Here is a 21,320-nt window from a genome sequence, read left to right as displayed (position 1 = left end):
CCGCAGGTGACGCGGCTCGCGCCCGACACGCGACGCAGCCGAGAGGGCACTCCGGCCCGGGGCGTGCAGGAACAACGAGACCGAACGGCTCTCGCCCGCAAGCCCGGCGACCACCACCGCAATGCCCACTCATCAGCTGTTACCTCCAGCGCCCCACGGTTCGCAGAGGACCGAAGGGTCCTTCAACCGCACAACTCATTCAAGAGAGGACGCCACCGTGTGTCGGCACGATCCCCCCTGCCCCGCAACCGTCGTTGCCCGCCACGACGATCAGGGATGGTCATTGATGTCCGACGGTGCCATCGTGTTCGACGACACCGGTGAGCTCCTGCCGGACGGGCGGATCGTCCCTCCGCGCCGGCCTGTCCCGGTGAGCGTGAGCGCATGAGCGAGGCCGGCCCGCGACAGTTCTTCTGGCGGGGCGTGCGGGTGCCGTTCATCGCGCCCTGGTCCAGCGAGGTGCGGATCCACGTGCCGCTGGTGCGGCCGCCGAACCTGCGGGGCGGTGGCATCGGATACGCCGACGAGAATCCCCGAGTGGATCGTCGCCACGGGATCCTCTGGGTGCGGATGCCGGCCGTGCGCGGCGTGGGGGAACCGCGCCTGGCGGGTGTGCACGCCCTGCGGCAGCGTCAGGCCATGACGCACCTGTTGTGCCAGGTATGCGGCACGTCGACCTACCCTAGGCGCGACGAACGGCACCTGTTCCTAATGGGCGAGCGGAACGGCAGACCGATCGTCGAAGGCGAGCGGACAGCAGTTCCGCCCGTACACGAAGAATGTGCGGCGGAAGCCCTCCGTAACTGCTCACACCTGCGCCGCGGTGCAGTGGCTGCCCGGGTCGAATACCCGTCCCCGTGGGGTGTCGCCGGCATCCTGCACGACCCCCAAACCCTCACCGCGCTCCCGGCCCCGACGAACCAGGACCTGGACTTCGTGCCCCACGGCCATCCGGACCTGCGCTGGATCATCGCCGCCCGCGACATCGTCACCCTGCACGGCTGCACCCCCATCGACATCGACCAGCTCATGCCCCTCGCCGCATAGACCCCGTCCGGCGGCCCGGCCGCCCCTCCCCCTGAGCCCGGACCGTCGGACGGCTCCACCCATCCATCCCCGACCTGGAGAGTGCCTTGCTCACAGCACCGACATTCCGCAGCGTCGAAGGCGCGTACGTCGCCTTGCTGCAGCTTGCGACCAAGGAACCCGAGCAGCACATCGACGCGCGCGGCAACGCGGCCCACGAGGTCCTCGGCGTCAGCTTCCGGCTGACCGATCCCCGCCAGCGCCTGCCGTACCTGGCCGAACGCAAGGCCAATGTGGTGTTCCAGTTCGCCGAAGCGCTCTGGTGCCTCGCCGGCCGCCGCGACCTGGAAATGATCAGCTACTACGCGCCGTCCATGCGGGCCAGTAGCGCCGACGGCATCAGTCTCGGCGGATCCGCCTACGGCTACACGCTGTTCAACCCGGCCGACGGCGACGAGCTGTCTCCCTTTGACCGGGTCTTGGAGCTGCTGCTGAACGAGAAGGACAGCAAGCGCGGCTACCTGCCCGTCTTCTCCGCGAAGGAACTGGCCGACCGTGCCAATCCGGACGTCGCGTGTCTGGCCGGTCTGCATCTGCTTCCGCGCGGTGGCCGCCTGCACACGGTGTGCCACATGCGCGCCAACGATCTGGACTGCGGCCTGCTGAGCGACGTGTTCTCCTTCACGATGATCCAGGAGTTCGCGGCCATCCAGCTCGGTTTGCAGCTCGGCACGTACACCCACACGATCGGCTCCGCGCACGTCAACGATGCCAACGCCGACCGCGTCCGCCGGGTAGTCACCGAGGCCACGACCCGCCCGGCGCCGACCACGTTCCTGTTCCCGGCCATGCCCGAGGGCACCAGCGCAGCCACCATCGCAAACGTGCTGCAGCACGAGGAGGCGCTGCGCACGAACGAGATGCGCTACAGCGCCGCGCACATCCAGGATCTGGGCCTGGAGCCGTATTGGCAGCAAGTGGTGATGCTGTTCGAGCTGTACCGGCAGATCCAGCACGACAAGAGCGTGGCCGTCGACTCCGACCTGCTGGCCGCGCTCGACCCGGGCCTGCGCTGGCTCATGGAACGCAAGTGGCCGGCCTGCGCCACGCACTCGGCCGGAGGTTCGTTGTGAGCGCGGGGAAGCCGATGAGCGGCACCGTCGTCGAAGGCGTGGACTTCGACCGCTGGGTGGTCGTCCTGTGCAAGCCGGACGCCGTGGCGCGGGGCCTGGTCCCCCGCATCCTGGACATGATCTCCACCGCGGGTATCACCGTCTCCGACCGCATGGACGTAGTCGCGCAGGCCTGGCAGGCGCACGTCGTCTACCGGGACATGCTCGCCGACACCGGGCGCCGCGACATGCGTGACCTGCCGTCGTACGTCGACGCCGCTTACGTGGGCCAGAAGGTGACGGTCGCTCTGGCGCACGGCGAGCCCGGTGTGCACGCCCGGCTGCGGCAGCTCATCGGGCACACCAACCCGACCCGGGCAGTGCCCGGCACGATCCGCGGGGACCTCGGTGAGGACAGCGTGGCCGTCGCCACCGTGGAGAAGCGCCTCGTCCACAACCTGGTGCACACCTCGGACGACCCGGCGTCCGCTCGCCGCGAATACGGCACCTGGTTCGGGCCCGGCATCCGTCTGCAGGTCTCCGACTTCGACCGGTGCTCGGTGATCCTGTGCAAGCCGGACGCGGTGCAGCGCGGCCTCGTCGACGCCGTACTCGAACGGTTCACCGCCGTCGGCGTCACGATCGCCAACCGTCTCGACGTCACCGTGCAACCGTGGCAGGCCCACGTGCACTACTGGGATCTCCTCGTCGATGCCGACTACTTCCCCGACCGCGACATCCCCGCGTGCCTGGATGACGCCTACACGGGCAAAACGGTCACGGTAGCCCTCGCCTACGGAGAGCCGGGCATCCACGCTCGGCTGCGCAACCTCATCGGGTACTTCGACCCGACCAAGGCGGCCGCCGGCACCATCCGCGGCGACCTCGGCAACGACAGCCTCGACCGAGCCCTCGCCGAGAAGCGCCTCGTCCACAACCTGGTGCACACCTCGGACGACCCGAACGCCACCCGACGGGACTTCGGCACCTGGTTCGGTGCCGCCCGCCGCCTGCTGCTGCTCACCTCACCGTCCGGCGTACCGCTCCAGCCCACGAACGCCGACCGCTGACCACCCAGGCCCATCTGGAGACCCCCGTGACCGCTCCTGCCCCGGCCCGCCGCATGCTGCCCCTGCTGTCGCCTGCGCAGATAGCCGACCTTCAGCCCCAGCTCGCCGACGTGGTCGAGTACCGCAAATCCGGCCTGTCCCTGAACGACATCGTCGGCTGTCCGCTGGAGTGCGGCTACTGCGTCCGCCACCTCTTCGACAACTTCCAGATGAAGACGCCCCGTCGGCTGATGAGCGACGAAGCCGCCGTCGAAGCCCTCCTCGGCCACCAGTACTTCCGGCCGCACAACACGCCCATCCAGCTCTACAACCGGGCCACCGACCCCATGCTGCCGGTCGTCAAGCCGCACCTGTTCACGAAGCTGCGGATGCTCGACGAGCGAGGCCTGACCAACCACGTGCTGACCATCACCCGCTGGCGGGTGGGCGCCGACGACTGCGCCGTCCTCAACAGCTTCAAGAACCTGCGCATCACCGTCCTGATCACCCACTCCGGCATCGACAACGAGCGCATCGAACCGGTGGACTCCAGCATCGCAGCCGACAGCCTGCGCACCCTGTACGAGCATGCCGACCGCTACCGGACGGTCCTGTACTGGCGGCCGATCGTGCCGGGCCTCAACGACTCGGACAAGCACATCGAGCGGGCCCGGGAGCTGTCGCTGCACGCGCACGCCACGGTGTTCACGGGTCTGTTCTTCCGGGAGGAGATCGCCGCCTATTACGAGTCGCACGGCATGCCGATGCCGTACGAAAGCACGGCACGGCGCAAGATCATGCCGGAGCTGGCGGAGCAGCGGATCCTGAGCGCCTTCGACACGAGCCAGCAGCCCGGTGGCCTGCCGTGGGGGACCCTGTTCCGCAAGACGAGCTGCGGCGTCGCGTACGCGCACGGGGAAGCCGACTACAACGGCCACTACGGCGTCAAGGAACTGTGCGACATCTGCCCGCCCGAGCAGCTCGCCCTGTGCAAGAAGGCGTGGGTCAAGCCGGACTTGGCTGCCGTCGAACGCGCAGCCCGCGCCCTTGGGGCGGTCGGCGCCGTTGAGGTCAACGACCGTGCCATCGTCGTGGAGGGACTGGACGAGCCGCCCCGCTACTACCTGCAGCACGGGTTCGGCTACCAGTGCCACGCCCGCGAGCACCCGCACCTGTACCGCCAGCACGGCCGGGCCTACATCGGCTGGGAGGCGGAGAACGGAACCGACCCCGCATGATCTTCAGCACCTGGCCCACGCTGCTCGTTGTCGACGTCGAAGGCAACGGCACCAATCCGCCCGACCTCGTCGAGGTGGCCGCCCTGCCCGTCCGGGACGGCCGCCCCGACAAGACCACCGCGAAGGCGTGGCTGACGCGCCCCAACCGACCGGTCACGTCCTTCGCAACCGGGGTGCACGGTCTGTCCAACGACGACTTGGCCGACAAGCCGGCGTGGGCGGAGATCGCAGGCCAGGTGCACACCTTCATGGGCACGGCGTGGATCTGCGCGCACAACGCCCACACCGACTACCGCGTGCTCAGCGCACACCTGCCGAGCTGGGAGCCGGCCGGTGTGCTGGACACCGTCAAGCTCGCCAAGGCCACATTCCCGGACCTGGGCAAGTACAGCCTGGACGCCCTCATCAAGCACGTGAAGCCCGACCTGAACGAGGCCCCCGCCCAGCGGCACCGGGCCACGTTCGACGCCTTCGCCACGGCCCAGCTCCTGATCGCCATGGCCTCCCGGTACGACACCTGGGACCAGCTGGTCGCGGCGGCCGTGCCGCCCGGCCTGCCCGGCGCCCCCGAACCCGAAAAGGACCCAACCCTGTGGTGACATCCACCGAGCCCATCCGGATCGGCGTGCTCGGCACGCACTCCACCGGCAAAACGACGCTCCTACGGCGCATAGAGATGGAGCTGCGCAGCCACGGCATCACCGTCGCCCGCACCGGTCGACTCGGCAAGCGCGCCGCGGCGGCCGGCCTGCCGAAGATGCAGCACCACACCGCGCTGTCCACCGAGTGGATCATCACGCAAGGCATCGTCGACGAGATCGACGCCGTCACCCAGGGCGCCGAAGTGGTCCTCATCGACCGGGCCGCGCACGACGCCATCGCCTACTGGCACGCCGCACTGGCCTTCCGCGCCGAGACACCGCCCCGCCTGGAACGCGAACGGCTCCTCGCACTCGCATCGACGCAACTACCCAAGTACGACCTGCTGTTCGCAACCGAGCTCGACCCGCGCGTACCGGTGGACACCAGCCACAACTACGACGCCGGATACCGGTGGCTCGTCGACCAGCACGCGCACCGCCTCCTGGCCAACGACAACATCTCCCACCAGCGCGTGACCAGCGACCCCGACAGTCAAGCCCACGCCGTCGACGTCGCCGTCCAGCTCTGTCTGAAGGAGGCCGCACTATGACACCCCCCGGTGGCACGATCACCATCGCCGGGAAGACCGTCTCCCGCCTCGGCTTCGGCACCATGCGTCTGACCGGCCCCGGTACCTGGGGCGACCCCGCCGACCGGGACACCGCGCTCAGCGTGCTCCGCCAGGCCGTCCACACTCACGGCATCAGCCACATCGACACCGCCGACGCCTACGGACCCCACACGGCCGAGCACCTGATCCGCGACGCGCTCTACCCGTACCCGGAGCACGTGCTCATCGCCACGAAGGTCGGCATGGTCCGCCCCGCACCCGGACAGTGGACGCCGTTGGGTAACCCGTTCTTCCTGCGCGCCACCGTCGAGGCAAGCCTTCGGCGCCTGAACGTCGAACGGCTGGAGCTGTGCTACCTGCACCGCATCGACCCCGAAGTGGCGCTCGATGACCAGATCGCTGTCCTGCAGGCCATGCAGGAGGAGGGGAAGATCGGGCACGTCGGCCTGTCGAAGGTCACGCCCGAAAACCTGCGCCTGGTGCTCAAGGATCAGCCCGTCGCCGCCGTGCAGAACGTCCTCAACACCAACGAGCGCTTCGACCCCGTCGTGGAGCTGTGCCGGGACCTGGACATCCCGTACGTGGCCTACCGGCCGCTCGACGCCGGCCAACTCGCCCGCACATACGGGCCGAGGGTCCCGCTCGACTGGCTCCTCAACTACGGACCCCACATCGCACCCATTCCCAGTACGAGCCAGCCCCGGCATCTCGGCGAGATCGTGGCATCCCTCCAAGACGGTCGGGCCTGATGTCGGCCACCACCGTCACACCACCGGTGCGCCGTCGCGCCGCCTACGAGAACTGGCGGCCCCCGGTGGTCGGCGTCGCACTCCTGGTCCCGGTCGGACCGGACTGCCTCGCCGTCGCCGACCTGCAGGGAACACTCATGCTGCCCGTCGGCGGCGTGAACGACGGGCAGACACTGCAGGAAGCCGCCCACCACATCCTCTCCGGCCCGAACGGCGGCCTGCAGCTTCTACGTCACGTCGCCGTCGACTCGATACAGACCCGCCGCAGAAAGGTCATCACCCACATCCTGGCAGCCACACCCACCACGCCCCACACGCTGGAAGAACTGGTGTACCGCGACCCACGCGCCACGGTGCGCGCGCTTCCCACCCTGCGGCTTCTCGACACGGTGCGGCCTACCGCCCGGACACGCATCGTGGTCGGTCTACAGGCCCTCGCCACAGGCCAGACCGCGCTCATCAAAGCAGGTGTCGTACAGGCCGAACCGCCCGCGGACCTGCAAGCGTGACGCACCGGGGCCGGTCGAGCGCCGCAGCTGGCCGCCGGCCACCGCCCCGTTCAGGACAGCTGGAACCTGCGCCAGCTCCAGCACTTCGGCCCGGGGAAGATGGCGATGGCGCCCGAGGAGTAAATCGCTGTCAGACGGTGGTCGACGACGCCGGTTCCCGGCGATGTTCCAGCCACGTCCGACTCAGGTCAGCCCAAATAGTCTGATACCTGGTGAAAATATCACCGAGCTGGGCATGCGTCAGCTCGTCTGCGGGCGTCGACGCCGCAAGGTATTCCAGGTCATCGGCAAGCCGCTGGAACCGGTACTGCGTCTCCTCCATAAGCACCCAACGAGAGCGCCAGTTGAAGAACGGCTCAACGGCCCCGAGCAACGTCACCAAGGCCATCAGCGCAAAGGCCAGACCCGCCCATGTGTTGAGGCTTTGCAGACCCAGAATGATGGTGGACGCAGCGGACAACACCAGCGTCACCATCTTGATCACCGAAGCACTCCGACGGAAACGCCACTTCCTGCTGCGAGCGTAGTCGTTGCCCTGGCGGATCTTCTCCAGCAGGAGGACAGCCGTCTCCCCCGGGCTGAGACCCACGCCTAGTAGGACTCCGTTAGGTCTGCTTGCCTGCCGTGTTCAGGGGCATGAGGACTGTGTGGACGCACATGAAGTGAACCGTGTTCGGGCGACGTTGGCGTTATTCGTGGCGGATGTGTTCGCGTCGGTGCCGCGCAAGGACCAGCGGGCGAAGGGTGACTGCTACCTGCGGGGGCTGATGCTGGACGGTCGGCGCAAGTCGATCCAGCCGATGGCCCAGCGGCTGCCGGACGGCAACGAGCAGAACCTGCAGCAGTTCGTGAACCAGTCGACCTGGGATCCGGTGCCGGTACGGCGGCGGATCGCACAGCGGATGGTGCCGAGAATCTGCCCGGACGCCTGGGCGGTCGATGACGTGTCGTTCCCGAAGGACGGCCGGATGTCGGTGGCGGTCGCCCACCAGTACTGCGGGGCGCTGGGCAAGCAGGCCAACTGCCAGGTCGCGGTGAGTGTGCACGCGGTCTCCGACACCGCTTCCTGCCCGTTGCAGTGGCGGTTGTTCGTGCCTGAGGAGTGGGCGGACGATGCGCCACGGCGGCAGAAGACCGGGATGCCGCCAGAGGTCGGGCACCGGGAGAAGTGGCGGCTGGCCCTGGACAGCCTGGATGAGCTGGCCGGGTGGGGTCTGGTGCCGCCGGTGGTGGTGGCCGATGCCGGTTACGGGCAGAACGCCGACTTCCGCGACGGCCTGGCCAGCCGGGGCATCGGCTACGTCGTCGCCGTCCGCTCCGACGTGACCGTCCACCCGCACGACGCGCAGCCCGCCGCCCCCGGGTGGTCGGGCAACGGGCGCAAGCCTGAGCCCCGCTACCGGGACAAGCCGTCCCCGGTGGCCGCGCTGGCGGCCGGCCATGGGCCAGAGCGCCCCGATCCCCCAGCCGCACGCCCCGCCCGCTCCCCTTCGCGACCATCCCGGCCCTCATGCGAAAACGGCGCCAGCCGGCGCGGTGGCGGCCGGCCGAGTGAACGCGGACCGGGGCGGGCGCCGACAGAAGCGGTCAGATCGATCTCTTCAAAGTGAGAGCGAACCGCGCAGGCCCTCACCTGGTCAGCAGTGGAACCTCGCGGTCTGCGGGAGAAACTGGGAGGTGTTGAGTCGGGCGCATGACCTTCGTCATCGACAACCACAGCCCACCACCGGCCGTCACTACGACCGCGCTCCCCCGGTCTCCACCCTCGAATCCACGACAGATCCAGGCATCACGACGCACTCCACACGTTGAACCGCCAGGCCCCGGAAACGGTCGCGGATTCATGAATATGCAGGTCGGCGATCCAGCGGCATAGCTGGACCCACGGTGACCGCACCACAGTTCATCAGGGCCGGCAGGACGGCCGGACGCTGAGCAGCTCGGTCCGCAGCACGGGCGTACCGTCGACAGGCGCCGGGTCCTGCGTAGTTGGCTCGATTCCGCCAGCAGCGATGTTGTCGAGCGTCTTCAGGCCGGCGGCACCGACCGTGCCGAACACCGTGTAGTTCGGTCGCAGCGCGGAGTCGCCATAGACGACGAAGAACTGCGAACCGTTCGTGTTCGGCCCGGCGTTGGCCATCGCCAGCAAACCACGCCCGTAAAGGCGACGGACGCCGGTCGGATCGCTCGGTGCCGGCGGCAGGTCCACCGGCAGCTCGTCCTTGTACTCGTACCCCGGCCCACCCTCGCCAGTGCCGGTCGGGTCGCCGCACTGCAGGACCTTCAGCGTCGGATACGCCGTCAGCCGATGGCACACCGTACGGTCGTAGAACCGGTGCCGCGCCAGGTGCACGAAGCTCTGGACCGTGCACGGCGCCTTCGTCCGGTCCAGACTCAGCGGGAGCGGGCCCTGGCTGGTCCGGACAGCCATACCGACCGTGCCGTGACTGGGGGTGTGCCGCGGGTCTGGCGGCAGGGGAACCCGCCGCGCCGCCGGCTCGTCCGGGGTCTGGGTGTACTGGCAAGGACCGTGCGTGGTTCGCGGCGGGGCATCGGAAGCGGAGGCAGTGGTGGTGCCCCCGGACACGACCAACGCTGCTGCCGCCAATGCGGCCATGAGAGCTCGGTTCATCCTGCACACCCTCCAAAAGATCGCCAGATTTCGGAGCGGTCGCAGCCTAAAGCGCGGCCCGGCGGGCGAGAACCCGCCCGCAAGCCACATCCGCCTCCCAGCTTTCGGCCCGCGGTCGCAGGCCACTTCGTTCGGGTGCGGCACAGCGTCGGCTGGCCGATCAGGGCGTCCACGTCCCGTCGGAGCAAGCCGACGGGTGTGCAGAAGCAAACGGGACGGCTTGGTTCGTCGCGGGGAGTTCCGAGGTCACGTGCTGCGCATAGACCGTACGACGCTTGTCATCACCGCGTCCTTGTTCGGGTGCTACGAGAGAGGACAACCGAGTGCAACGTGCCAACGTCAGACGCTGCAACCCACTGCTTCGCAAGCCCCGCCGGGCCGCGTCGGCGGGACTTTCGTCGAACGGGCGCTCTCACAAGTCTGTCACCAACTCCGCCGACTTCCCCGGACCGCGATGGCCTGACCTGCTATTACGCACCCGCCCTGGACTGACGTGGACGCCCAAAGACGGTCTTTACAACCTGTGCCATGTGGTACCGCGGCCCACTCGCTAGCACCACGTACCACTCATCAAGATCCGGACCATACGCGGGCCAGACTCCGCCAGCTTTCCATCAAACCTCGTATTCGCGCTCGTCAGGGCCTTGCACGCGGTGTACCACCAGCAGACGAAGAATCTGCTAGCGGGAGCCATCCCCGCCAGCGGGCAGAACACCGGGCACGGCTGCAGGGCAGAGGCAGCACCCACTGAGTCCGCTCCCGCCGCTCGCGGGCGCCGCCTGATATCACGTGGACTGCCCGGGATGGGCCGGGGGCAGCAGGCCGTCGCCGGGCCACAGGGCGTGGCCGGCTTCCGCCCCGAGCAGGTGTCTGCCGATCTCGACGAGGACCTCGATGCGGTCGGCGGGCCCGTACGTCCGGTACTGCCGTGCGTTCGGGTCGTAGGCGCGCACGTGGCTGTGGGGGCTGGTGCAGATGAGGGCGCGGGCGAGCGCGGGCAGGCCCAGGCCGAGCGCGTCACAGCCGTCGGTGCGAACCAGCTGCACCAGGTTCTGGGTGACGGTCTCCCAGTCGCCGACCTGTGGCCAGTCGGCGCCGCCGCCCAGCTCGTGAGTGAGCGTGGCCGGCGGCACGATCTCCCCCGTCCGGCGGCCGCGGACCAGGCAGTCGTGGATCCGGGCGCCGTCGGGCTGGCGCACCCGGGGGTGCAGCAGTGATGCGGCGGCCACCACGGAGGCGTTGACCTCGCGGGTGCCGGGGGCCGGGAAGTACGGCTCGTGGGCAAAAAGCAGGTACACCTCGGGGATTGGCTGCTCGTGGCTGGTGCGGGAATGAGACATGAAACGGGATCCCTTCGTCTGGCGCGATCGCAGTGGCTCCTGCGCGGTGGCATTTGTGGTCGGTCGGTCCGGGCGGATCGCTGCCTCCGGTGCACCCCGTGCCGTGGAGCCGGCTCGTCGGCTGGTCGGCAGTGCGCGTGCTCGTGTGCCTCCCGCTGGTGCGGAGCAAGGGTGGAGCAAGGGGGGCATCGTGAGGGCGCCGGGGGTGCTGTGTGCTGCGGTCCGTCATGCGCTGTTGCCTTCCAGGTAGCCCCGCCGGGCAGAGGCACACGTCGGGCAACGGCCGTCGCCGCCGGGGTGGGCGCGCCGGGGGCTCGGGCCGGGGCAGGTGCGGCACGACGGCCAGCCCAGGCAGGCTGGGCACAGGTCCTCGCCGGGAGCGGTTCCGGGCACGCCGCAGCTGGCGCATTCGACGAGGGCCCGGTAGGACAGGGCCTCGCTCACCGTGCGGACGGCGGGCGCCGTCGACGACCGCTCGGTGTTCACCGGCGCGGGCGGCTCGTCCAGCGGGAACCCGTCGTGCTGGCCTGCTGCGGTGGCGGGCGGCGGGTAGGCCTGCGCGGCCCGCAGCCGGGCAGCGACGATTGCCCCCACCGAGGTGCGCACCGGGTTCGGCAAGGGCCGGCTGGTGATGACGTGGCGCAGCTGTTCGGGGCTCCAGCCGGCGTCCATCATCACGGTGGCCACGCGACCCTGATCGGTCAAAGTCTTGCCGGTGAGCAAGAACTCCGGGCGCCTCGCGCCGATCTCGAGCAGCAGCCGGATCCCGGGATGCATCTCGTCCGCCACAGGCGCGGTGGCCGCGGTGACGGCCGGGGCAGGCTGGTTGGTCCATCCGGGTGTTTGTGTGGCGTCGACGGGGTCGCACGGACGGAGGGGTCTGGTCCTCTGCTTGTTGGTGTTCTTACTGATGGTGTTCTTAGTGGGGCGATGGACCGACGTCGGATTGTCCACCGGTGGAAAACCCGACATCGGTTGCGACCTGCCGTGTTGCAAGCCGGGTAGATCGGTGATGACGTACGCGGTCGCGCCGAGGGTGCCGTCGGGGTGGCGCTCGCGTTCCCTCAGCAGGAAGCCGTGCTTCTCCAGCTCCTTGAGCCCGCTCTTGACGGCTGCTTCGCCGTCGCGGCCCCGGCCGGCCAGGTCCGCGACGCTCATCCGCCAGCCCACCCGATGCGTGCTGATCAGACCGAACAGGCCCTTGGCCTTGAACGACAGCCTGCTGTCGCGGAACAGGCCGTTGGCGATCTGCGTGAACTGATCCGCCGCCATCACCCCACGGCGCACCCCCGCCCCGACACCCGGGCCCGACCCGCCCGTCCGCGCGGAGGCCAACGCCGCGTCGTCCGTCTGAGAAAGGTCGGCGCCGGTCATGGCCGGGCGGTCGGTGATCGAGTAGACGGTCTCGCCGAGCGTCCCGCTCGCGTGCCGCACCTGCTCACGGACGAGATAGCCGTACCACTCCAGTTCGCTCAGGCCGGCCCGCACGGCATCCCGCCCGTCAGGGCCGGAGGTCACGAGGTCGGCGACCGTTACGTGCCAGCCGGTGGCGTGGGTACTGATGCAGCCGAAGAGGCCCTTCGCCTTGAACGACAGTCTGCTGTCACGGAACAGGCCGTTGGCGATCTGCGTGAACTGGTCCGCGGCCATCACCCCACGGCGGACCTCCGCCCCGACTCGGGTCATCGCGATCCGCCACCGGCCTTGAGCGCGCAGCCGCTTGCACCCCGGTGCACGTCGGCAGGCGCGAGGGGAGCGAAGGCGTCGAGGGGTGTGACGGGCGCGGCATCCATCCCGTCAGCTCACCCGGCGCCCCCGACCAGACCACCAACCACCAGCCCCGACCACCGGTCACGATCCGGCAACAAGCACACTGATCCGCCATGGTCAGGCTCTGGTCAGGCCGACCACGAACCTGACCATGCTGCTCCGGAGCGATGCGCAACCGTGGCTGCGCATCGAAGTCGGCCCTGCGCAGACCGCTGCGCAACGAGCTCCGGGGGCCTGCGGCGCCGACATGCGCAACCGGTCCGCCACGGCAAGCTTCTGGGGCGGCGGGAGCCCGGTCCGTCGGTGTTCTCTCGTCTGTGCTGTCCCTCATCGCACCGGCCAACTCCCCTCCCACGCCGACGGCTCAGACGCGCCCGTCCCTGTCGAGAGCCGTGGTCAGGGCCATGGTCGGGGCTGCGGTCGGCCTGACCAGGCTCCTGACCACGGTGCTCCGGGGCGATGCGCAATCGGGGCTGCGCAGCGAGGGCGGCACATTCCTGCGCATTCAGCTGCGCAAGCCGTTCGGGGTACTGCGCAGTCGGCATGCGCAATACCGGCTGCGCACAGCGGGACGCTGTGTCGGTCACGGGCTGCGCACCCGGCTCCGGCGTGCGCAAGCCGGCTGACTGCCAGCAGCGCTGTGCGCCGGATTCGTCGGCAGCCTCTACCTGCGCACTGACCCGGGACCGTTGCGGGCAGTTCCCGGTCTTCCTCACCTTCACGACGGTTTCCGGCTTCGTCGCATCCGCCGCCCATCGAAGGGGCTCCTGGTCAGGCCTGTGGTCGGCCTGACCACAGCTTTGTGTCCGCATCGTGACCGTGGTCGGGCCTTCATGGTCGGTGGTCTGGTCGGGGCCTGGGGGTTTCCTCCAGGTCAGCAAGTACACCTTCTCACCTGGGAGTTGGACCATGTCTCCTGGCAAGCAAGCCCCGGAGGGCGAGGGCGGTGCTGCGCTGCCTGCGGGCACCCGGCTGGAACGGATGCGGCGGCGCGTACGCGTGACACGCCTGGCCCTGTTCACCGCGATTGCAGCCGGGCCCGTCGCGCTGGGGGTTGCAGTTCTGTCTAGCCCGACCACCGTTGCGGCCGCTCCCGTAGCGAAACCCACCACGGTGCGCAGCGTGGCCAGCGCGGCCGACCCGGCGGGCTATGCGCAGCTGTTCGTCGGCGCGTGGCTGCGCAGCAGCGCGGATGACGCCGCAAGTGCGCAGGCGCGGCTTGCGCAGGCGCTTGCGCCGGACGTCGATCTGCCCGGCCCGGTCGCCGATGCGCGATCGCGGTTGGAGTCGGTGACCGCGGTGCGCAGTGCGCAGCGCAACGCCGGGGTGTGGGTTGTGACGGTGGCTGCGCAGTACGCCGACGCCTCTGTGCGCTACTTCGTCGTCCCCGTCGCCGCCGATGGCACCGGGGACTCGTTCACGGTGACCGGCGCGCCCGGGGTGGTGGCCGGCCCGGCCCGGGCCCAGGTGCCGAAGACGGCGTACGCGGTGACCGTGCCGTCCGGCGGTGATCTGGCCTCCGCGGTCGGGGAGTTCTTCGGCGCGTACCTGACCGGTGCGGGTGAGGTGGGCCGCTACCTCGCCCCCGGCGTGCAACTGTCCGGCGTCTCCCCCGCCCCCTACACCACGGTCACCCTCCAGCAGGTCCTCGCTGTCGAGAAGGCTGCGGCCGTCGACCAGGTTCCGGCCGACGGCACCGGGGTCCACGTACAAGCGGCTGTCGAGGCCCGGGACGAGGCCGGGCGGTGGCCGCTGGCGTACGAGCTCGAGCTCAGGGCCCGCTCTGGCCGGTGGGAAATTGCGGCCCTGGAGTTGGGGACCGCGCAGAAGGAGGGCCGATCGTGACGACGGTGCACGGGCTTGTGCTCGCTGGAGAGTTGAACGACCTGGGCGACAGCTGGATCACGATGTTCAAGGAGTGGGCGACCAAGGGTCTGCAGGCCGGCCTGGTCTGCCTCGTGGTCGTCATCATGATCCAGAAGTTCAGTCTGAAGGCCGGGATCGGCGCCCTGCTGCTCATGGTGGTCGCGCTGGGGCTGTACAACTCCCGCAACGACCTGGCGGACATGTTCTCCGACGAGGTCAAGAACCCCTCCAAGGGCGCCCCTGCCGTCCCCGGCATCGTGCGCGGCCCCGACCCGCTCACCCCCACGCACGCCGTCGGGGCTGGAGGCCGGCTGTGACCGCGGCAGCAGCGGGGCGGGTGGGCCGGTACTACACCTCCGCCCGCCGCCACCCATGGGTGCTGGGCAAGGTCGCCGACTGGAAGATCCCTCTCGGCCCCTACACGCCCGCGCAGATCGCGGTCGCCGTCGTCGGCGGCTTCCTCCTGGTCAAGACGATCCCGATCTGGTCGTGGATGGGACCGGTGCCGATCGCAGCGTGGGTGCTGGCCGTCTGGGCGGTACGCCGGCCCAAGATCAAGGGGCGTGCCCCGCTGCAGGCAGCTCTGGGCTGGGTGCTGCTCGCCCGGCAGCCCCGGGGCGGCCGGATCGGCGGGCGCGCCGCCCGCGACCGCGGAGCCCATGTACTGCTGGGCGGCTTCACCATCGAGGACGGCTCAGCCCCGTCTTCTGCGGCCGCGTCGGACCGGGCCGCACACGCAGCGCCTGGCCGCAGTCCGCGCCGCAGTGCGGCATCGAGGACCTCCCGGCGGCAGGGTCCGGCGCCCGGGGCACGCCGGGAGCCTGCAGGGCCGGCGTCGGGTGTGCAGCGGCTGCTCGCTCTGGGCGAGCAGAGCGGGGGTGTGCGGTGAGGGTGCCGGTCCGTCACATTACCGGGCACCTGGTGTGGTCGACGCACGGCAGCGTGTGGGCGATCTACCGGCTGCACCCCGGCCCGGACGAGCGCGGCCGCCGCGAGGAGAGTGTCCAGGGCACCTACGTGCCGGCCGCGGTCCGTGACGAGCAGCTCGCCAAGATCACACACCTGGTCCGCTCCCTGTCCGGGGCGCCGCGCCTGTTCGGCTTGTGCGCGCAGGTCGACCCGGGCGAGATCGCCCTGCGCATGATCGAGGGCATCGAGCCCGGCGACCGGTCGGCTGCAGGCGGTGTGCATCCGTGGGTGGAGAACGTCGACGCCACGCTGGACCTGCTGGGCGAGCAGGAGATGCACCGCCGCACGCTGTGGCTGGCCGTCCCGCTGCGCAACGACGCGGGCGGTGGCCAAGTGACCGCGTCGCTGGGAGCGATGTGGGCGGACGTCGCCCCGGTGCTGGGCATGCGGGCCGCCCCCGTGGCGAGGCGGGAGGTGAACGCCTACCGCGAGCAGGCAACGAGGGTTCAGGCCGCGCTCGGCGGCGGCGTCGCGTTCCGCCCGGCCCGTCCGGCGGAGATCGTGTGGATGATCCAGCACGCCCTGCACCGCGGCCTGGCGGAGCCGCTGCTGACCGAGGCCGAGAGCAGTGACCTGTACGGCGGGCAGCTCCGGGACGGGGTATTGCGCTCCCCCAGCTACGCAGACCTCGGACAGGTCCGTCTGCAGGAAGGCGGTGTCGGCCCCGACCTCGATGACGTCGACGACCTGGCCGGTGCCGACCGCATCGCGCCGTCGGGCCATAGGGCCTGGTGGCGGCTGAAGACGTCATCCCCGCTGCGCAGGCGCTGGCTGCAGGTCGAATCCGACGCCGGGGTGGGCTATCAGGCGCAGTTGACGCTGGCCGAGTGCCCGCCCGCGGTCAGCCAGGACGCTGCCGATCTGTTCGCCCAGCTGGAGAGCCTGGACTTTCCCGTCGACTACACCGTGGACCTCACGCTGGTGCCTGCGGAGAAGGCGCGGGATCAAGTGCGGCGCAAGAAGAACGAACTGATCGACCAGGCCGACCAGTACGACGCCCGCCCCACTGGGATGCCGGCCTCGCTCACCGAGGCCGCCCGCGACCTGGGCGAGCTGGACGCCCGCCTGTCGCGCACCTCGGTCGAGGTGGAAGTCCTGTCGGTGACCGTGCTGACGGTGTGGGGGCCGACCGCTGCCGTCTGCGACGCCCGCGCCCGGGCGCTGGCCGCACTGCTCCGTGGCGCCGACTACCGCGCCGTGCGGCCGGCCGGCCTGCAGGAGGCCCTGTTCACGCTCGGTCTGCCCGGCACGGTGCGGCCCGGTGTGGTGCGGGAGTTCACCCAGCATCAGGTTTCTGAGGACTGGGCCCTGTCGGGTGCTTTCACCGTGGGCGAGGCAGGCGACCCCAACGGGATGTTCCTCGGCATCGACCTGGACTGCGGCACCACCCGCCCCGTGATGATCAACGTGGCGGATGCGCCGAAGCAGGACGCATCGGCCTCCATGGGCATCGTCGGCGATCTCGGGGCGGGCAAGAGCGTCCTGCAAAAACTGATCGCCGAGGCAGTGTGGGCGCGCGGAGGGGTCGCGATCTGCATCGACCGCACCCCCGTGCGGGAGTGGGCGACCTTCGCCCGCTCCGCTGCCGCCGGGCGCTGCCAGATCATTGACGCCGCCCAGGCTGAGGTCTCCATCGACCCGCTGCGCATGTTCAACGGGCCCGAGGGGCGCCACTACGCGCTCAGCTATCTCACCCTGCAGCTCGGGATCGGCCCGATGAGCACCAACGGCGAGGTTCTGCACCACGCGGTCGAACAGGCCGCCGCCAGCGACGGCCCCTCCATGCACCGCGTGCTGGACGTCCTTGACGAGATGGCCGTGCACGGGGTCGGCAAGCGGCAGGACGCGGCCGCCACCCTCGCCGGCCTCCTGCGGGTCGTGGCCACCAACTCCCTGGCGGCGATGGTGTTCGACCCTGCGCTGCCGCCGGTGCGGCTGGACGCTTCCACCGCTTCCGACATGATCGTGATCACGACGACCGGTCTGAAGCTGCCGCCGAAGGCCGCGTTCGACAAACCCGAGATCCTGCATCAGCAGCCCCTGGAGGCGCTGATCGGCCGCGCGGTGCTCTACCTGATCGCGGCGATCGCCCGGCAGACCGCGTTCGAGGACCCCGCACGGTTCACCGCGGTGGTGCTGGACGAGCTGTACTGGCTGACGTCCTCGGCCGAGGGCACCGCACTGGTCCACGAGATCCTCCACGACGGCCGCAAGCACGGCGCCGGCCTCATCGCCGGATCCCACGACGCCCAGGAACTCGGCCCCGACCGCGGCCTGATGGCCTACCGCGCACTCGCCCGCACCACCGACCGCGAACGCGCCCGCCGCGGACTGGAGTTCCTCGGCCTGGATGCGAACGACCCCGAGTTGTGGCGGCTGGTGGCCACCGGCCTGTCCCCGGTCGGCCACAAGGGCCGTGAAGGCGAGTTCCTGATCACCTGCCCCCGCCAGAACACCGGCCGCGTCAAGGTCGTCATCCCCCGCGTCGCGCGCATCGCCACGTCCATCACCACCACCCCGGGACGCCGCGCCGGCACGGTCTCACCTCCCGGGCCTGAGGCCCTGTCCGGTCAGGACACGGGCGCCCGTCCAACGGAGCACGTGCGGTGAACACTTCCAGCAGGGATCGCTCCCGCCGCCGAGCAGCTGCGAGCGCCCTCACCGCGATCGCCCTGGCCGTCGGCGTGCTCGTCCTGGCCATTGGGCTGACTGTGCCGGAGCCGTGGTGGCCACGCACCGGGCAGGCCTTCGTCACCGACCCCCGTCCCGCACGCCAGAACCCGTGCCGGCTGATCGGGGGTCCGGCCAAGGCGTACTGCGAGCGCGGCACCACTTCCGCCTCCGGCCTGCCTCGCGGTGCTGCCGGGACTGCGTGGCGGCTGGTCCCCGCCGGCGGGCCTGGCTGCCCTCGTGATGTGGCGACGCCGCAGGCTCGCCGTGGAGAGGTGGCGCTGACATGAGGCGTCCAGAACGCGGCACGCTGCGCTCGGCCGGTTTCGTCCTGCTGCTCACCAGCGTGTTCGTCATGGTCAACGCCCAGGTCGTGTACGCGGCGAGCAGCACCAGCGAGACCGGGGACCTGCTGGCGCCGCTGAACATCACCTCCTCCGAGGGGGTGCCGATCAACGGCTACGAGCTGGACGCGGAGGGCGGCTCGATCGTCGCGTTCAAGTCCCAGGCGCTGGCCTTCGCCCTGTCCGGTCTGTTCACCCTGATCCGGCTCCTGGTCGGGCTGGCCGGGTGGGCGATCGAGCTGGCCTTCCGGTTCCCGCTGCTGAAGATCCTCACCAACCCGGCGGAGAAGGTCGCCGGCGTCTACGACCACGTGGTGGTCGACACGCTCGGTGTGAAGGGGCTGCTGCTGGCCTGGTCGTTCGTGTTCGCCGGTTTCATGCTCGTGCGCGGCCGCGTGGGCCGCGGTCTCGGCGAGATCTTCCTGACGTTGCTGATCGGGGCGTTCGCGGCGTCCGCGTTCGTGCGCCCCGACTATCTGCTGTCCCAGGACGGGCCGGTGGGGCAGTCGGAGCAGGTGGCGGCCGAGGTCGCGCAGCAGTCGGTCAACTCCTACGACTGGGGCGGCAAGCTCGCCAGCCTCGATCCGTGCGACGGCCTGGCGGGCAACGCAGAACTCAAGTGTCTCAAGCGGGAGGGCGAAGGCCCGGTCTCTGCTGCGGAGGTGGCCCGGCCCCTGCAGGATTCGGTCACGAACGCGCTGATCGTCAAGCCGTACATGCTGCTCCAGTACGGGCGGATCCTCGACCCTGCGAAGCCTGCCGACCGCAAGGCCTATGCCGTCCACCTGAAGTGGGTCACCGGCGGGTACCTGCCGAGCGCGAGCGGCCCCTCGCAGAAGGCGAAGGACGCCTGCAGCCGGATCCACGGGCCGGCCAAGAAGTACTGCGAGCGCGGCATCGACGGCAATCCGGTCAGCAGCGATCCCAACGGCAGTCTGCCCGAGTTCACTCCCGGGGGTGAACTCCTCGATTCCTCCCAGGCGATCGTCACCGACGAGGACCGCTCCTTTGCCGCCTTCCTGAACGACATGAAGAGGGCCGGACCGGTCGGCAGGTCCTGTGCCGCCTACGCGGAGAAGCCCAGCTGGTGGCGGGTCGGCGGCGCCGCACTGCTGCTGATCGCCGCCCTGTTCATCTGCGGCATGCTCCTGTCTGCCGCGATCGTCATGCTGGGCACCCAGGGCATCTGCGCCGCCGCCGCGGCCGCAGGCGGGATCACGTTCGTCGCCGGGATGCTGCCGGGACCGGCCCGGCAGTCGGTGTGGAAGTGGCTCTCCTTGTGGGGGATCGCGATCCTCACGCTGGTCGGGATCTGCGCGTTCGTGCCGTTCTTCGGCATCGCTGTGGACGCCACCATCACCAACGGCCCGGACCTGATGGTGGAGCGGATCCTGCTGATCGACGTCCTGGCGATCGCGGGCGCGGCCGGACACCGCCGCCTGCTGACCGCCATCACCTCCTTCGGCCGGCGCATGGCCATGCGCATGCGCTATGCCAAGGTCGGCGGCACCCACCTGCCCGGTGACACCAGCGAGCTCGGCGCCGCGCTTGCCATGAACTCACCTGCCGCTCTGGGCGGATACGGCGGCGGACTGCGCGCCCTCACCCGGGGCGGTGGCGGCCGGTTCGGGTGGCTGGGCACCCGGCAGCGGCTGATGGGTGCACTGACGTCGCTGTTCGACGGGGCGGGCATGCCGGTGGACACCGGAGGGATGCTCGCGGATGCCACCGCCGAGGCCGGGCGAGGCCTCGCCCCGCTCACCGCGGCCACCGCCGTGGGCGGGCTGGGCACGCGCCTGGGAGTGAGAGGAGCGCACTGGCTGCTGATCGGCCGCCGCCCGGACCGGGAGCAACTGGCCAGGTGGCGCAGGGCTACCGCGGATGGCGACCCGCACACCGGCGGACAGGCGGGCGATGGACCGGCCGGCCCAGGCGGCCCTGGCGGTGCGGGACCGCGCAGGCCCGGTGGCCTGCCCGACCGGCACCGCAATGACCAGGGTCAGATCATCGACCGCGAAAGCGGCGAGGTCCTGCACGACCAGCACACCGACCGCACCCTGCTGGCCACGCGCGCCCACAACCGGCTGGTCCGCTTCCGCGGCTACCGCATCCTGCACCGCGGCGGCCGCCTCGTCTACGGAGCCACGATCGGGCTGCCGGCGAACATCCGCCGCGCCCGTACCGGCGGCTCCCGTTACACCCACGACGCCCGCCAGCAGGCACGGGTGTGGGGCAACACCGTCCGTGAGGACACCCACGCCTGGAGACGCCGCAGCCAGCCCGCGCCCCAGGACTCCCGGCCGCCCACCGCACCCGGCAACAGTGGCACCAGCAGCCCGGGCGGCAGGTCAGCCGGCCGACGTCTGCCCGCCGACGTCCTGCACGCCCTGCACACCTTCAGCGACAACCCCGACACCCCCGACAACCCCGCCACCCCTGCCGGCAGCCCCGGCACCCCGGCCGGACCCGCACCAGGCCCGGCCCGCACCCCACCCGCCCCGACGACCTGGCCCCCCACGAGCACGCGCCGGGCAACCGCCCAGCCACCCCCGTCACCCGCACGCCCTCAGCCACCGTCCTCACCCGCATCGCCACCGCACACACCTCCCCGGCCGCGCACCGGCTCAGCCCGGCCCCGGTTCAGTGACGGGCCGGCAGCACTGCTGCCGGAGAGCACCGGCGACAACACCCGCAACGAGGCCCGGCGCCGGTTCCAGGAACTGATGCGGCGTACCGAAGCGGACGCCGAGCGCATCCGCCGCCAGCGCGAGCAGCGTCGGGACACGGACGACAGCGGGGACGGTGAGGACACGTGAGGCCGGCCCGTCGCCGC

18 protein-coding genes and 1 pseudogene are annotated in these 21,320 nt (G+C 70.4%); 15 read left to right on the top strand and 4 right to left on the bottom strand.

From position 1 onward, the window contains the following. The first annotated feature begins 217 nt into the window (after positions 1–217). From ACIPSA_RS48950 to ACIPSA_RS48910, 9 genes are all read left to right on the top strand, one after another. A complete protein-coding gene (locus tag ACIPSA_RS48950; protein WP_402648144.1) occupies positions 218–388 on the top strand; it encodes a DUF5999 family protein in 171 nt (56 codons plus the stop codon). Further along, complete coding sequence (locus tag ACIPSA_RS48945) at positions 385–1,047, top strand: hypothetical protein (protein WP_402648141.1); 663 nt, start codon at positions 385–387, stop codon at positions 1,045–1,047. The genes ACIPSA_RS48950 and ACIPSA_RS48945 overlap by 4 nt, the downstream gene beginning before the upstream one ends. Before the next feature lie 86 nt (positions 1,048–1,133). Then, positions 1,134–2,159 (top strand): thymidylate synthase, encoded by a 1,026-nt coding sequence (locus ACIPSA_RS48940; RefSeq protein WP_402648138.1) that lies wholly within the window; start codon positions 1,134–1,136, stop codon positions 2,157–2,159. 14 nt (positions 2,160–2,173) lie between these two features. Continuing rightward, the gene (locus tag ACIPSA_RS48935) at positions 2,174–3,208 is read left to right on the top strand and encodes a nucleoside-diphosphate kinase (RefSeq protein ID WP_402648136.1); all 1,035 of its coding nucleotides are present in this window, start codon (positions 2,174–2,176) and stop codon (positions 3,206–3,208) included. A gap of 26 nt (positions 3,209–3,234) precedes the next feature. Beyond that, positions 3,235–4,425 carry a radical SAM protein gene (locus ACIPSA_RS48930; protein WP_402648133.1) on the top strand — a complete coding sequence of 397 codons (1,191 nt, stop codon included), beginning with the start codon at positions 3,235–3,237 and terminating at the stop codon, positions 4,423–4,425. Further along, a complete protein-coding gene (locus tag ACIPSA_RS48925; RefSeq protein WP_402648131.1) occupies positions 4,422–5,024 on the top strand; it encodes an exonuclease domain-containing protein in 603 nt (200 codons plus the stop codon). Before ACIPSA_RS48930 ends, ACIPSA_RS48925 begins: the two co-directional genes overlap by 4 nt. After that, a complete protein-coding gene (locus tag ACIPSA_RS48920) occupies positions 5,021–5,617 on the top strand; it encodes an AAA family ATPase (protein ID WP_402648128.1) in 597 nt (198 codons plus the stop codon). Before ACIPSA_RS48925 ends, ACIPSA_RS48920 begins: the two co-directional genes overlap by 4 nt. Continuing rightward, on the top strand, positions 5,614–6,387 hold the full coding sequence (locus tag ACIPSA_RS48915; RefSeq protein WP_402648125.1) for an aldo/keto reductase: 774 nt from the start codon (positions 5,614–5,616) through the stop codon (positions 6,385–6,387). The genes ACIPSA_RS48920 and ACIPSA_RS48915 overlap by 4 nt, the downstream gene beginning before the upstream one ends. Next, on the top strand, positions 6,387–6,896 hold the full coding sequence (locus ACIPSA_RS48910; protein WP_402648122.1) for a hypothetical protein: 510 nt from the start codon (positions 6,387–6,389) through the stop codon (positions 6,894–6,896). Before ACIPSA_RS48915 ends, ACIPSA_RS48910 begins: the two co-directional genes overlap by 1 nt. A 130-nt stretch (positions 6,897–7,026) precedes the next feature. On the opposite strand, the gene ACIPSA_RS48905 is transcribed toward ACIPSA_RS48910, so the two are convergent. Further along, a complete protein-coding gene (locus ACIPSA_RS48905; RefSeq protein WP_402648120.1) occupies positions 7,027–7,485 on the bottom strand; it encodes a DUF4231 domain-containing protein in 459 nt (152 codons plus the stop codon). 58 nt (positions 7,486–7,543) lie between these two features. Between ACIPSA_RS48905 and ACIPSA_RS48900 the strand changes: the two are divergent. Then, positions 7,544–8,341: pseudogene (locus ACIPSA_RS48900) on the top strand (IS701 family transposase); the annotation flags it as partial. 461 nt (positions 8,342–8,802) lie between these two features. On the opposite strand, the gene ACIPSA_RS48895 reads toward ACIPSA_RS48900, so the two are convergent. The 3 genes from ACIPSA_RS48895 to ACIPSA_RS48885 form a co-directional block, all read right to left on the bottom strand. Then, positions 8,803–9,327, bottom strand: a complete 525-nt coding sequence (locus tag ACIPSA_RS48895; RefSeq protein ID WP_402648117.1) for a peptidylprolyl isomerase — start codon at positions 9,325–9,327, stop codon at positions 8,803–8,805. 986 nt (positions 9,328–10,313) lie between these two features. Next, positions 10,314–10,868: a hypothetical protein gene (locus tag ACIPSA_RS48890; RefSeq protein ID WP_402648115.1), complete on the bottom strand. Its 555-nt coding sequence runs from the start codon at positions 10,866–10,868 to the stop codon at positions 10,314–10,316. Between the two features lie 225 nt (positions 10,869–11,093). Next, entirely contained in the window at positions 11,094–12,554 is a 1,461-nt protein-coding gene (locus ACIPSA_RS48885) for a hypothetical protein (RefSeq protein ID WP_402648112.1), read from the bottom strand. A gap of 1,206 nt (positions 12,555–13,760) precedes the next feature. On the opposite strand from ACIPSA_RS48885, the gene ACIPSA_RS48880 reads away from it, so the two are divergent. The 5 genes from ACIPSA_RS48880 to ACIPSA_RS48860 all read left to right on the top strand — a co-directional run bounded on the left by ACIPSA_RS48880 (position 13,761) and on the right by ACIPSA_RS48860 (position 21,303). Continuing rightward, positions 13,761–14,483, top strand: a complete 723-nt coding sequence (locus ACIPSA_RS48880; protein ID WP_402648110.1) for a conjugal transfer protein — start codon at positions 13,761–13,763, stop codon at positions 14,481–14,483. Continuing rightward, positions 14,480–14,821 carry a hypothetical protein gene (locus ACIPSA_RS48875; protein WP_402648108.1) on the top strand — a complete coding sequence of 114 codons (342 nt, stop codon included), beginning with the start codon at positions 14,480–14,482 and terminating at the stop codon, positions 14,819–14,821. Before ACIPSA_RS48880 ends, ACIPSA_RS48875 begins: the two co-directional genes overlap by 4 nt. After that, a complete protein-coding gene (locus ACIPSA_RS48870) occupies positions 14,818–15,393 on the top strand; it encodes a hypothetical protein (RefSeq protein ID WP_402648105.1) in 576 nt (191 codons plus the stop codon). The genes ACIPSA_RS48875 and ACIPSA_RS48870 overlap by 4 nt, the downstream gene beginning before the upstream one ends. Before the next feature lie 32 nt (positions 15,394–15,425). After that, positions 15,426–18,083 carry an ATP-binding protein gene (locus ACIPSA_RS48865; protein ID WP_402648104.1) on the top strand — a complete coding sequence of 886 codons (2,658 nt, stop codon included), beginning with the start codon at positions 15,426–15,428 and terminating at the stop codon, positions 18,081–18,083. Between the two features lie 346 nt (positions 18,084–18,429). Next, entirely contained in the window at positions 18,430–21,303 is a 2,874-nt protein-coding gene (locus ACIPSA_RS48860; protein ID WP_402648101.1) for a hypothetical protein, read from the top strand. Positions 21,304–21,320 lie beyond the last annotated feature (17 nt).

The organism is Streptomyces sp. NPDC086549 (genome assembly GCF_044746205.1).
Classification (GTDB): Bacteria; Actinomycetota; Actinomycetes; order Streptomycetales; family Streptomycetaceae; genus Streptomyces.
Note: the sequence above shows the minus strand (reverse complement) of the source record. Positions and strands in the feature narration are given on the sequence as shown.